This is a genomic window from Streptomyces sp. NRRL F-6492, assembly GCF_001280125.1.
GTDB lineage: Bacteria > Actinomycetota > Actinomycetes > Streptomycetales > Streptomycetaceae > Streptomyces.
Genome location: NZ_LGEG01000114.1, coordinates 96,033 through 109,369, shown reverse-complemented (window position 1 = coordinate 109,369; position 13,337 = coordinate 96,033). Strand labels below are relative to the sequence as shown.

At 72.4% G+C, this 13,337-nt stretch carries 7 protein-coding genes, 1 pseudogene and 1 CRISPR repeat array; of the genes and pseudogenes, 7 read left to right on the top strand and 1 reads right to left on the bottom strand.

Annotation, left to right across the window (positions count from 1 at the left end; genetic code table 11):
* Window positions 1–67 precede the first annotated feature (67 nt).
* The 6 genes from ADL08_RS10955 (at window position 68) to ADL08_RS10930 (ending at window position 9,265) form a co-directional block, all read left to right on the top strand.
* Window positions 68–1,558, top strand: coding sequence for a hypothetical protein (locus tag ADL08_RS10955; RefSeq protein ID WP_053641889.1), 1,491 nt, complete (start codon window positions 68–70; stop codon window positions 1,556–1,558).
* Window positions 1,559–1,610: 52 nt separating this feature from the next.
* Window positions 1,611–5,018 (top strand): right-handed parallel beta-helix repeat-containing protein, encoded by a 3,408-nt coding sequence (locus ADL08_RS10950; protein WP_053641888.1) that lies wholly within the window; start codon window positions 1,611–1,613, stop codon window positions 5,016–5,018.
* Window positions 5,019–5,044: 26 nt separating this feature from the next.
* The gene (locus tag ADL08_RS10945) at window positions 5,045–6,322 is read left to right on the top strand and encodes a S8 family serine peptidase (protein ID WP_053641887.1); all 1,278 of its coding nucleotides are present in this window, start codon (window positions 5,045–5,047) and stop codon (window positions 6,320–6,322) included.
* A gap of 271 nt (window positions 6,323–6,593) precedes the next feature.
* Entirely contained in the window at window positions 6,594–7,103 is a 510-nt protein-coding gene (locus ADL08_RS10940; RefSeq protein ID WP_053641886.1) for a sigma-70 family RNA polymerase sigma factor, read from the top strand.
* Between the two features lie 80 nt (window positions 7,104–7,183).
* Window positions 7,184–8,632, top strand: coding sequence for a MinD/ParA family ATP-binding protein (locus tag ADL08_RS10935; RefSeq protein ID WP_234352092.1), 1,449 nt, complete (start codon window positions 7,184–7,186; stop codon window positions 8,630–8,632).
* A 78-nt stretch (window positions 8,633–8,710) separates the two neighbouring features.
* Window positions 8,711–9,265, top strand: coding sequence for a hypothetical protein (locus ADL08_RS10930; protein ID WP_053641884.1), 555 nt, complete (start codon window positions 8,711–8,713; stop codon window positions 9,263–9,265).
* A gap of 321 nt (window positions 9,266–9,586) precedes the next feature.
* On the opposite strand, the pseudogene ADL08_RS36535 reads toward ADL08_RS10930, so the two are convergent.
* Window positions 9,587–10,368, bottom strand: a pseudogene (locus ADL08_RS36535) (IS5 family transposase); the annotation flags it as partial.
* Between the two features lie 95 nt (window positions 10,369–10,463).
* Here ADL08_RS36535 and ADL08_RS10920 point away from each other — a divergent pair.
* Window positions 10,464–11,075, top strand: coding sequence for an SMI1/KNR4 family protein (locus tag ADL08_RS10920; RefSeq protein WP_053641882.1), 612 nt, complete (start codon window positions 10,464–10,466; stop codon window positions 11,073–11,075).
* A 100-nt stretch (window positions 11,076–11,175) separates the two neighbouring features.
* Window positions 11,176–13,219: a CRISPR direct-repeat array (repeat unit 29 nt; unit sequence CGACCCACCTCCGCCTGCGCGGAGAGCAC).
* Between the last annotated feature and the right edge of the window lie 118 nt (window positions 13,220–13,337).

Below are 13,337 nucleotides of genomic sequence, written 5' to 3'. Positions count from 1 at the left end.
ACCACGGGACACCGCCGGTCCGTTCGTACGTGTCGCGGGGGGTCCGCGACGACCGAGGGGAATCACGGTGGACAACAACGAGGCACGGGCCGGGGGCACCGCCGCGCGGGCCGCGTCGGCCATCAGCCTGCCGACGGTCGCCTGGCAGGCGGCGGACGACGATCCGGACGGGGCCGGCGCGGCGCCCGAGCCGCGTACCGGCGCCGCGCGGGCCGCGAACGGATCCGGACCGGGGACGGACCCGGCCGGCGCCGGGTCGGAGCAGGTCGCCGAACCGGAGACGAGCGCCGGAACCGCGGCCGCGCCGGTCGGCACCGTCGCTGCGGCCGGCCCCGACACCCCGGGGACCACAGCCCCCGAAGGCGAGGCCGAGACCGCCGGGGAGGACGCGCCGGACGGCGGACGGGAGGGCGAACGACAGGCCGCCCCCGACGCGGACGGCCTCGCCGCGGCCGCCACCGCCACGACGATCCCCCGCACCGTCTCCCGCCCCGGCAAGCGGCTCTCCAAGCCGATGATCGCGGCGGCGGCCACCTCGGGCGTGGTCCTGATGGGCGTACCCCTGCTGTTCTCTCAGCTCGGCGGCGGCTCCGGCCCGAATCCCGTGCCCCCTCGCCCCACCGGGTACAACCAGGCCGGCGGAGGCTCCGACGGCTACGTGCCGGGGGTCGACGCGCCGGAGAAGGGTTCCGCCCTGCCGGGAACCGGCGCCCCGGGGGCGGCCCCCGGTTCGCGGGACGGCGGTCCGGGCCCCGCGAACAACCCCCTGGCCAAGTCCGCCGCCGGTCTCGGCACGGGAGCCGGGGTGGGCAGCCTCGGCGGCGGCCCCGGGCCGACGGCCACGAAGAGCCCCGGCACCGGCTCCGGCGGCTCCCGGCCCACCACCGGTCCGACCTCCGGCGGGTCCAGGTCCACCTCCGGCGGGTCCAGGTCCTCCTCCGGCCCGACGCCCACCACCCGGCCCGGCCCGACGCCCACCAAGACCCGGGGGACCGTGACCGCGCCGCAGCAGACGCCGGCTCCCCCGGCGAAGGCGCAGTACTCGGCCGTGGCGGGCCCGGGCTGCGCGGGCTCGGGCGCCACCTTCACGTACAGCGGCTGGTACACGGACGGCAAGGAGGGCTGGCAGCGGTACGGCACCGGCGGCTACGGCAGCTCCGGCTGCAACGGCGACTTCTACTCCCTGCCGATGTCCGGACACTCGGGCAGCGACGCCGGGAACGCGCTGCGCTGGACGTTCCGTACCGGCGACGTCACCTCCGGCACCTGCCAGGTCTCGGTGCACATTCCCAACAACAGCGACATCAAGGCGGTGGGCGGCAAGCCGTCGTACTACACCGTGCACGCCGGTGCGACGGGCAACGACCCGATCCTGAAGTCCTTCACCGTCGACCAGGCCTCCCGGCGGGGGCAGTGGATCAGCGCCGGCAGCGTCAACGTCACCCGTGGCCTGCTGACGGTGAAGCTCCACGACCGGGGTCTCGACTGGTCGGGGTCGAAGCGGACCTACGCCCATCACGCGGGCGACGCCGCCCGTGTCCAGTGCACCGCCTCCTGAAGCGGTCCGGCCCACCGAGGCCACCGGCCCACCACGAAGGGAACAACCACGCATGTCGCGCCATGTGCTGACCGTGAGCGCCGAGGCGCAGACCGACCGGCCGTCCGGCTCCGGCGGCCAGTTCCGCACGATCGGCGCGGCCTTGGAGGCGGCGCGCAACGGCGCGGTGATCTCGGTGCGGCCGGGGCGGTACGAGGAGAACCTGGTCATCACCAAGATGGTGACCATCACCGCCGAGGACCGGCGCGGAAGCGTGCGGATCGTGCCGCCCCGGGGGACGGTGGTCCAGGTGGTGGCCGAAGCGGTGCAGCTGACGGGGCTGGTGCTGCAGGGGCTGGACGACGAGCTGCCCGCGGTGGACGTGCCGCGCGGTCAGGCGGCGCTCCAGGACTGCGAGGTGGTGGGCAACGCCTGGGCCGCTGTACTCACCCGCCAGCAGGGTTCGCTGGCGATGCGCGGCTGCCGGGTGACCAACCCCGGTGGCGCGGGAATCGTGGAGACGTCCACCGGCACCAGTGTGATCGACGACTGCGTCGTGGAGCATCTGGGCACCTCGGCGGTGGTCATCGGCGAGCGGGCCAATCCGACGTTCCGCAACTGCGTGCTGCGTGACGCCCGGGGCAACGGGGTGTGCGCCAACGGCGAGGGCCGGGGGGTGATCGAGGACTGCGAGATCTCGGCCACCGACAAGCCGGCCATCGCCCTGGAGCAGAACAGCTCCACCCAGGTGCTGCGGACCTCGGTGCGGGACTGCCTGCTGGGCGTGTTCATCAGCTCCAAGGAGCGGGTGGTCCTCGAGGAGTGCTCGGTGACCGGCACCAAGGTGCACGGCATCGCCCTCGCCGAGGGCACCGACCCGGTGTTGCGCCGCTGCCGCACCTCCCGCACCAGGGGCAACGGCATCCATGTCACGGGCCGTTCGCGCGGCACCTTCGAGGAGTGCGAGGTCACCGGGGCCGAGGGCAACGGCATCTGGGTGGAGGAGACCTCGGGGCCTGCGTTCAAGCGCTGCTCGGTGCGGGACGCGAGGGACGCCGGGGTCGTACTGACCGGGGACAGCGCGCCGGACTTCGACCGGCTGGAGGTGTGCGGCGGCGCGGGGGCGGGAGTGCGCGTCCTGGAAGGGGCCAACCCGATGCTGCGGCGCGTGACCGTGTCGGACGTCGCCGGACCCGGCGTGGAGGTGACCCGCGACGGGCGTGGCCGGCTGGAGGGCTCGGAGGTCTCCGCGACCGGACAGGCCGGGGTGCGGATCGCCGACGGGGGCAACGCCTACGTCGGCAACACCGTGGTGCGGGAGACCGGTGGGGTCGGCGTGTCGGTCGGCGCGGGCGGGGTGGCCACGCTGCGGGACTGCAACGTCGCCGAATCGCCGCAGGAGGGCGTACTCGTCGAGGACGGCGGGGAGCTGACCGCGACCCGCACCCGCGCACGGTCCTGCCGGCGCTACGGCTTCCGGGTCGCGGCGGGCGGCCGGGCCACGCTCAGCCGGTGCGAGGCGGTGGACAACACGGCCGACGGCATCCGAGTCGACTCGACGGAGGCGGTGCGGGTGCACGACTGCACGGTCTCCGGCAACCGGGGTTCGGGGCTGCGCCAGCTCAAGCCGTCGGTCCGGCTCGCGGTGGAGAACCTGACGAGCGTGGAGAACGACCTGCCGGACTCGTACGGGGAGATCACCGCCTCGGCCGCCGGTCAGGGGAGCGAGTCGCACGGGACGCGCGGGGACACGGACGGCGAGGGCGCGGAGGACGGTCCTTCCGGCGGGGCCTCGGGCCCGATGCCGTCCGCCGCGCCGCGCAGGCCGGACGGGCCGCTGGAGGCCTTGCAGGCGCTGGTGGGCCTGGACGGGGTGAAGGAGCAGGTCTCCACCCTGGTCAACCTCAACAAGCTGGCCAGACGACGGGAGCTGGCGGGCATGCCCGCGCTGCCGATGAGCCGCCATCTGATCTTCGCGGGCCCACCGGGCACCGGCAAGACGACCGTGGCCCGGCTCTACGGCTCGATCCTCGCCGAGCTGGACGTCCTGCCGTCGGGTCATCTCGTCGAGGTGGCCCGCGCGGACCTGGTGGCGTCGATCATCGGCGGTACGGCGATCAAGACGACGGAGGTCTTCCAGCGGGCGCTCGGCGGCGTGCTCTTCATCGACGAGGCGTACACGCTGTCGCAGGGCACCGGGGGCAGCGGGCCGGACTTCGGCAAGGAGGCCATCGACACGCTGGTCAAGCTGATGGAGGACCACCGCGACGAGGTCGTGGTCATCGTCGCGGGGTACTCGGAGGAGATGAGGGGCTTCCTCGACTCCAACCCCGGGCTCGCCTCGCGGTTCAGCCGCACGGTGGAGTTCGAGAACTACTCGGACGACGAGCTGACGACGATCGTGGCGATGGCCGCGGCCTCGCACGGCTACCAGCTCGCCGACGGCACCCGTGAGGCGCTGGCGCGGCACTTCGAGGGCGTGGCCAAGGGCGCCGACTTCGGCAACGGCCGGGCCGCGCGCAAGGTCTTCGAGGAGATGGTGGACCGGCAGGCCTCACGGCTGGCCACGCTGCCGGAGATCGGCAATGCCGACCTGGCGCTGCTCACGCCCGAGGACGTGGGGGTGACGGTGGCCGCCGGGGAGCCCGCAGAACGCCGGACGGAGCTGCTCGACGAGCTGCGCGCGATGATCGGACTGCCCGCCGCCAAGGAGCAGGTCGAGGACCTGGTCAACCTGATCAAGCAGGTCAACCGGCGCAAGGAGGCGGGGCTTCCGACCGCCACGATCAGCCATCACCTGGTGTTCTCGGGACCGCCCGGAACCGGTAAGACGACGGTGGCACGTCTGTACGGCCGGTTGCTCGCCGAACTCGGGGTGCTGCCGGGCGGCCAGCTGATCGAGACGGCGCGGGCGGACCTGGTGGGACGGTTCGTGGGGCACACCGCCCAGTTGACGAAGGAGGCCTTCGACCGGGCGCGCGGGGGCGTCCTGTTCATCGACGAGGCGTACACCCTGACGCCCCGCGGCGGTACGGGCAACGACTTCGGCCAGGAGGCGGTCGACACCCTGATGAAGCTGATGGAGGACCACCGCGACGAGGTCGTGGTCATCGTGGCCGGGTACGCCGACGAGATGCAGGGCTTCCTGGACTCCAACCCGGGTCTGGCCTCCCGGTTCTCGCGGTCCGTCTCGTTCGGGCACTACACGGACGAGGAGCTGGTGCGGATCGTCGAGGCGCTGTCCGAGAAGGCCGGTTACGTGTGCCCGCCCGAGACGTTGTCGGCTCTCGGCGAGTTGTTCGCCTCGGTGCCGCGCGACCGTACGTTCGGCAACGGCCGCTTCGCCCGCCAGACCATGGAGTCGATGATCACCCGGCAGGCCGGGCGGCTCAGCCGGCTCGACATCGACGACGTGGCGGAGCTGAGCCTGCTGCTGCCGCAGGACGTGCCCTGGGACCGCGTGCCGGGCGGTGTCGCGTGAGCCGTCGGGCGAGAGGGGGTACGACGGTGATCGCGACGGCCCTGCTGTGCGGGGCGGTGGCCCCCCCTCCGGGGAGCGCCGCTGCCGCGACGGCCGGTCCCATCGCCGCGGTGGCCCCGGCGGCGACGGCTCCGGGTACGGACCCCACCTCGCTGCCCGGCCTCACGCAGCGGCTCTCCAGCGACGCGTGCCGCAAGGCATCGAACCGGATGGTCACCCGGTTGCCGTGGCCGCAGGCCCGGTTGCGTCCGGAGATGGTCTGGCCGCTTTCCGAGGGCGCGGGGGTGACGGTGGCCGTGGTGGGCTCGGGTGTGGACGACGCCGCAGGGCTTCTGGGCGACCGGCTGAAGCGGGCACCGCGCCTGTTCGACGCCGGCCCGGCGAAGGACTGCGCGGGTCACGGCACCTTCACGGCCGGTCTGATCGCGGCGGCCCCCACCGAGGGGGCGGGGTTCGCGGGGTTCGCGCCCCGAGCGCGGATACTCGACGTCCCGGTCACCGACCGGCGGGGGAACACCACCCCCGACCTCCTCGCCCGGGGCATCCGGGTGGCGGCCGACGACGGCGCCCGGGTGATCGTCACCGTGGCGGTGGTGGGCCGGGACAGCCCGGCGCTGTCGAGCGCCGTGCGGTACGCCGTCTCCAAGGGCGCACTCGTGGTCGCGCCGGCCGCTCCGGACGGGGCGACCGGGGTGAGCGGCGGCGGCACAGCGTATCCGGCGGCGCACCCGCTGGTGCTGTCCGTGGCGGCGACCGGTCCCGGCGGGGAGGTACCCCGTCAGGGGATCGTGGGCCGGGTGGACCTGACGGCGCCGGGCGAGGCCGTGATGGGCCCCGGACCGGGCGGCAGGGGCAAGTTCACTGCCTCGGGGCCGAGTTACGCGGCCGCGTTCGTGGCCGGAACGGCGGCCCTGGTCCTCGGCTACCACCCGGGCCTGGGCGCCGAGGCGCTCGCGCACCGGCTGCAGGCCACCACGTCGAGTCCGGGCGGCCGTCTGCCGGACCCGGTGCGGGGGCACGGACCCGTCGACCCGGTGGCCGCCGTCACGGCCGTCCTCCCCGAGGAGGGGCACGGCGCCTCGCCCTCCGGTGTACGCGCGACGGCGCCGGGGGTGGCGATGCCGCCTGGTGCCGGGCCCTCCGCCGCGGGATCCGCCTGGTGGGTGTCGGCAGGCTGTCTAGCGCTGCTGGCGGCGGTGACGGGCGCCGCCGCCGTGGTGCCGCGCGGGCGCCGACGGCGGTGGCGGCCGGGTGGCTACCGGGCCCCGGAGGCGGACCGGAACCGAGGCCCGGAGCCCCTTTAGGAGACGCAAGCGAGGCGTTACCACGCGGGGCGCGAAAGGCACCTGATCGTTAGCAAAGCATTAGCCAAGGTTGCGATTCTGCCGGGACGAGCCCGACGAGCCTTCAGAGGCGGTCGGTTGGTGTCGCCGTCGAGCGCCGAGGAGCCGTCGACGGCGCAGCGCGGGAGGAACCACCGGGATGGGAATGCAGGGGGACAGTGCCGACGGCGCACCGGCGGGCGCGACCCGTGCGGGGGCGGGGCCGGGCACACGCGCGGAGGCGCGCCCCACGATGGACCGGGACACCCTGGCGGAGTTCTACCGGCTCCACTCCTCCGCCCTGCTCCGCACGCTGCTCCGCCTGACCAGCGGGGACCGGGGCAAGGCCGAGGACATGCTCCAGGAGACGTTCCTGCGCGCCTGGCAGAACCCCCAGGCCCTGGTCCGCGGACCGGAGCACGGCCGCCCCTGGCTCTTCACCGTCGCCCGCCGCATCGCCATCGACCACTTCCGGACACAGTCCGCCCGCCCGAAGGAGCTGGGCGACGAGACGCCGGAGGACCGGGCGGCCCCGGACGACCCGTTCGAGGAGGTCCTGTCGGCGCACGCCATCGGCGACGCGCTCGCCGAACTGGCCCCGCACCACCGAGACGTGCTGGTGGAACTGCACCTCAACGACCGCTCGACCGCCGACGCGGCCGTCGCGCTCGGGATACCGCCGGGCACGGTCAAGTCCCGCAACTTCTATGCCGTACGGGCGCTACGCCCCGTCCTGGAACAGCGCGACCTCGCCCCGGCCTGACCGGCCGACACATCCCCCGCCTGAACCGGTCGCGTCCGCCGACCCGTTCCTCCGGACGACCGACGAGAGGGGACCGCCAGGTGATTACCGTCGTAGCCAGAAACGACATGGACGAACCCGGGCATTGGACGGACGCACCCGACTACAGCCCGGAGGAGTGGCGTACGGGCCGGGGCGAGCGCCTGCCGGCGGCGAGACCGCCGAAGGGCGACGGGGACGACGGGGCGACGCACGGGGAGGGCCAGGGGGGCGCGGGAGGCGCGCACCCGGGTCCGGCGGACGACGAAGACCTGCCCACGGCCCCGGCGACCGACGGAGACGGCGACAGCGACAGCGACACCGACACCGACACCGACACCGACACCGACAAGCCTACGGATCCCGAGAGCGACGGAAACGTACGCGCGGACACGGAGGACGACGGAGACGTCACGGCGGCCGCCACGACGACGGACCCGGGCGAAGCGACACTCCCGGACCCCGCCCCGACGGCGTCGGAGCCCGACGCCGAACACTCCGTACCGGAGCCCGACGCCGAACACTCCCTACCGCAGCCCGGGGCGACGGGAGCGCGGCCCGCGGAGGCGGCGGACCCGAACCCGGCGACACCGCCCCCTCCCACGGAACCCGCCTCGGCACCGGCACGGCGTATCGGCTGGGCCGCGGACCGGGAACTGTCCGGCGAACGTCTGGTGCGCCGCACGGCCCGCGAGCGTTTCCGGGTCGGTCTCCGCCGGGCCCCTGCCCATGTGCCCGACGCGCTCCACACCCCGCTGCTCCGCAGCCACCGGATCGCGGTGCTCAGCCTGAAGGGCGGCGTCAGCAAGACCACCACCACCCTGGCGCTCGGCGCGGTGCTGGCCCGCGAGCGGGCCGACCGGGTCGTGGCCGTGGACGCGAACCCGGACTCGGGCACCCTCGGCCGGCGCGTCCCGCGCCAGTCCGGCGCCACCGTACGCGACCTCGTCACCGCGATCCCCGACCTGCGCACCTACATGGACATCCGGGCGTTCACCTCGCAGGCGCCCAGCGGTCTGGAGGTGATCGCCAACGACTCGGACCCGGCAGTCTCGCAGACCTTCGGTGACCAGGACTACCGGCGGGTCGTCGAACTTCTCAGCGGCCACTACCCGATCGTCCTCACCGACTCCGGGACCGGCATGCTGCACGACACCATGCGCGGCATCCTGGACCTCTCCGACCAGCTCGTCGTCGCGGCGACGCCGAGCGTGGACGGTGCGAGCAGCGCCAGCGTCACCTTCGACTGGCTGGCCGCCCAAGGCTACGAGGAGAAGGCGCGCGAAGCGGTGACGGTCGTCTCCGGAGTGCGGTCGTCCTCGGGACGGCTGATCCGGGTCGACGAGATCGTCGCCCACTTCCGCCAGCGCTGCCGGGCCGTGGTCAGCGTTCCGTACGACCCGTATCTGGCCCGGGGCGGCGAGGTCGACCCCGAGTGGATGCGCGGCCGGACCCGGGCCGCGTACTACGAACTCGCGTCGCTGGTGGCGCAAGAGTTCGGCCGAGGCTGACGCCCCGCCTCCCCCGCCCCATTCGCGCTCCGCGACCGCAATCACGACTTCCCCGCACAAGAACACCGGAGGACACCCATGGCCTGGTACGAGGGCCCCTGCCGCATCACCGTCGTCGACGTCGACGCCGACCGGCCACAGCGCGCGGTCGTCGCGGTGTCCGGCTCGCGCGGTGCGCGCATCGAGATCCCGGGCGAGGCGGGAACGGTCCGGCACATCGACGCGCCGAGCTGGCACCTGGAGGTGGAGCACCTGCACGAGGGGAAGTGGCGTCCCAACGTCCGCGCGATCCGCAGCCGCTGGGAGACCACGGACGGCGTACGGACGCAGCTGGTCACCAGTAAGGACGTGGATTGGCCCCAGGGCAACCAGCACGAGCGCAATCTGGTGCTGCGCCTGGAACGGATCGGCGAGGTGGACGAGCGCGCCCACGAGGTGGGCAGGGAGGCGCCGGCACGGGCCGCCACCCAGTCGACGTCGACCACCCCGGTCCGCCTCACGGCCGCCGGGCGGGCTCACTCTCCCACGGAGTCGCCCTCGGGCGGCTCCGCCTTCGACGCCCGGCCCACCACCGCTCCGACGCACACGACCTCCCCCGGCCCGACGTCGACGAGCAGCAGCAGCCCCTGGTGAGACGGGGAACCGGCTTGCCGGCCGTCGATGCCTGCACCGGCGCCACGCGATTCCGTACATGACGCCGGCCTACGGCGACCGGAGTCGAACCGAGCGGAAGATACACGAAGGGCCGCGCCCCCGCGGGGAGCGCGGCCCTCGTCATGCGGCGGACGGCGTCAGTACGCCCAGCGGTACCGGCAGGTCGCCGCGGCCCGCCGACCGCCTGTTCGCCTGCGCACCTGCCCGTCTGCGCCGCGCCTCAGTGCATGCGATCACCGCCATCCCGAGCGCACGGGATACCTGTGACTGCACTTGGAGGACGTCTTGGTCGGTGATTCGGCGGTAGCAGATGAGTGCTGCGGCGATGCCGACGAAGCCAAGAAAGTGATCTGACATATGTTCATGGCGGCGATGTAGGCGACGGAATCCGTTCATCCAGGCCACGGTCCGCTCAAACACCCAGCGGTGCCGGCCGAGTCGCTCCGATGACTCGATGCCCTTGCGTGCGATACGAGGCGTGATGTTCCGGTCTCGTAGCCATCGTCGAAGGTGGGGATAGTCGTAGCCCTTGTCTCCGTGAAGCCTCGCAGGACGGCGTCGGCGTGGTCCACGACGCGAGCGAATCGGCGGAATGCCCTGGGCCAGGGGCTTGAGTCCTTGGCTGTCATGGGTGTTCGCCCCGGAGATACCGACTGGGAGAGGCAGTCCGTTGCGATCGGTCAGCAGGTGGATCTTGGATCCCGTCTTGCCTCGATCGGTCGGATTCGGTCCCGTTAGGGCCCCCCTTCGAGAGCCCGGAGACTGACTGAGTCGATGGCGCATCGAGACCAGTCGAGGATGCCGTCGGAACCGAGCTCGTCGAGGATCACCCGGTGAAGCTTCGCCCAGACACGGGCTTCGGTCCACTGAGAGAACCGGCGATGGACCGTCTGCCAGGAAGCCCCGAAGACTGGCGGAAGCTGCCGCCACGTGCAGCCGGAGGTGGCGACGAACAGGATCGCGGCCAGAACACCACGGTCGTCAGCTCTGCGACGTCCACCTCCTTGGGGACGGACCGGTGCCTCAGGCACCACTCGCAGGAAGAGTTCCCACAACTTGTCCGGCACCAGCCGCTGCGTCATCTCCATGCCACCACAACGAGAGACCCGGCTGACCGGAGTCATGAGATGTGGTCGATGCTGTCCGAGACGTTGCCCGACAGCATCCTTGAGGAACCATGACCGACCACCTGCAGGCTGTCTTCGACATGCTCGGTCCGGCGGAGAACCGATATGCCGACCCTGCCGCGTGGCTTCGTCTGGAGCAGGAGCTCGGCAGAGAGCTCCCCACGGACTACAAGGCGATCGTCGACGCCTACGCGCCCGTCCAACTCAACGGCCACCTCTACCTCTTGGCCCATCCGGCTTGCGCAGGAAGGGAGCTGGGCGAGGAGATCCGGTCGATGTCGAGAGCCTGGGCGGAGAGCCTGTGGGAGTCCTATGACCTGGCTCCCGACGAGGATCCCCGTGTGATCTGCAACTGTCCGCAGATCGCCTTCGGCACCCCCGACGGCCTCATCCCACTCGCCGGCACGGACCAGGGAGCCGCCATCTTCCTCGCTCCAGAAGTCCACGGATTTCCCGACGGCGTGGTGGTGCAGGGGTCAGAGGGGGAATGGGCCGGCCACCCCATGACCTTCGCCGAGTGGCTGTATCGCTATCTGATCGGTGAGGAGATGGCCGGCTGGGACAGCGCGACCTTCTACCCCGGCCCCGTCCAGCTGGAGTACCTGCCCACAGGGCCGGGAGAACGCACCCGCCAGACGCACGGCCCAGAGCGCGGCATGTGAGGTCCGCACCAAGTGAGACGACTTCTAAGCCCGGCCTTGCCCTCCGCATCGCCACCGAAGTCCACAAGACGATTTACTGACCTCGGGCACAGTCCAATGCCGACCCGCCTCCGCCTGCGCAGAAAGCACGTGTCCGGACGAGTCTCGGTTGAGGCCTGGAGCGACCCACCTCCGCCTGCGCGGAGAGCACAGGGCGGGCGCCCGGCCCGGGTCCGCCTGGCGCGACCCACCTCCGCCTGCGCGGAGAGCACTTTTCTGGCCCGGCGTCCGAGGAGGCCGCTACCGACCCACCTCCGCCTGCGCGGAGAGCACGACCCGCTCGCCCGCAAGCACCTCTCCGGGATCGACCCACCTCCGCCTGCTCGGAGAGCACTGGCCCATGACCTCGGTCAGCACCTCGTTGATCGACCCACCTCCGCCTGCGCGGAGAGCACCTGTCCCAGCCCTGGCGCAGCGCCCTGGTCCACGACCCACCTCCGCCTGCGCGGAGAACACTGGAAGCCAGCGCCGGACCTGCTGGAGCGCGTCGACCCACCTCCGCCTGCGCGGAGAACACGTGGTGTACGGCTGGATGTCCACGCCGAACCCCGACCCACCTCCGCCTGCGCGGAGAGCACGCCGCCCGGGACGACCAGGGCACGAGCGGCACCGACCCACCTCCGCCTGCGCGGAGAGCACCTGTCCCAGCCCTGGCGCAGCGCCCTGGTCCACGACCCACCTCCGCCTGCGCGGAGAGCACTGCCCGCCGACCGCCTTGGACTGAACGCCGGGCGACCCACCTCCGCCTGCGCGGAGAGCACTTCGCGGTGTCGTCGTTCGTCGGCCACTGCATCGACCCACCTCCGCCTGCGCGGAGAGCACGGTACGCCGATCCGCAGCCGGAGATGCGGCAGCGACCCACCTCCGCCTGCGCGGAGAGCACCCTGTCGCGGAGACTCGTCCGCCGGCCACGGACGACCCACCTCCGCCTGCGCGGAGAGCACAAGGTCGAGGTGCCGCCTCCGGACTGGCTCCACGACCCACCTCCGCCTGCGCGGAGAGCACGACGGGCCCTGGTCGAGCAGTCCTTTGCCGTACGACCCACCTCCGCCTGCGCGGAGAGCACGCGTCTGGTCGGGCTCGGTGTTGGTCATCGGGCGACCCACCTCCGCCTGCGCGGAGAGCACTGCGCGCCTCCGCCTTCAAGTCCGCCTATGTGGGACCCACCTCCGCCTGCGCGGAGAGCACGGCAGACCGGAGTGTCCGTGACGACCGGCCGGCAGACCCACCTCCGCCTGCGCGGAGAGCACGAAGGCAGCAGGATGAACACCCAGACGACCGACGACCCACCTCCGCCTGCGCGGAGAGCACACGAGCGTTTCGGCTGCTCAGGGGGGTGTCCGCGACCCACCTCCGCCTGCGCGGAGAGCACGAGGCGGTAGGGGAGAGGACCTTGAATGCGTGCGACCCACCTCCGCCTGCGCGGAGAGCACATGCCTACGCGCTTGTTGGAGAGCTGTTCCAACGACCCACCTCCGCCTGCGCGGAGAGCACGACGTCGGCGGCTGGGATCTGAGCTGCGCCGGCGACCCACCTCCGCCTGCGCGGAGAGCACCACCGGCCCTGAACTGGAGGCCCTCGTCCGCAACGACCCACCTCCGCCTGCGCGGAGAGCACCGAAGAAGGCGCCGCACCAGGAGGTGCGGCGCCGACCCACCTCCGCCTGCGCGGAGAGCACGAGGGAGGAGCCGTTTCGTATGTGGCGGGGAGAGACCCACCTCCGCCTGCGCGGAGAGCACCTGATTTCGAACAATCTGTAGGGGCCATTCCGCGACCCACCTCCGCCTGCGCGGAGAGCACGCCGCGAGCCGCGGGTCGGGGTCGAGGTGGTTCGACCCACCTCCGCCTGCGCGGAGAGCACAGCTGTCGTCATGCGCATCGACCGCAACGACGCGACCCACCTCCGCCTGCGCGGAGAGCACCTCGTCGCTTTCGGCATCGGTGTCCTCAGCCACGACCCACCTCCGCCTGCGCGGAGAGCACGACAGAAGCCCCCGGACCGTTAGGCCCGGGGGCGACCCACCTCCGCCTGCGCGGAGAGCACACACGTACCGGGGTACCGCCATGCCTGTTGAGCGACCCACCTCCGCCTGCGCGGAGAGCACCCTTCCTGAGCAGGCATTCTAGGAGGGCTTTACCGTTTCTTGACCACACTTTTCTCGCGAGAGAAACGCCAGCACATCTACCTCCGCGAGCTTGGTCACAACGGTGAAGCCTACGGGA

What these genes read in the sequence shown, in the direction of transcription:
- ADL08_RS10950 (WP_053641888.1), top strand. Translation starts at nt 1,611, where the DNA reads ATGTCGCGCCATGTGCTGACCGTGAGCGCCGAGGCGCAGACCGACCGG.
- ADL08_RS10940 (WP_053641886.1), top strand. Translation starts at nt 6,594, where the DNA reads ATGGACCGGGACACCCTGGCGGAGTTCTACCGGCTCCACTCCTCCGCC.
- ADL08_RS10930 (WP_053641884.1), top strand. Translation starts at nt 8,711, where the DNA reads ATGGCCTGGTACGAGGGCCCCTGCCGCATCACCGTCGTCGACGTCGAC.
- ADL08_RS10920 (WP_053641882.1), top strand. Translation starts at nt 10,464, where the DNA reads ATGACCGACCACCTGCAGGCTGTCTTCGACATGCTCGGTCCGGCGGAG.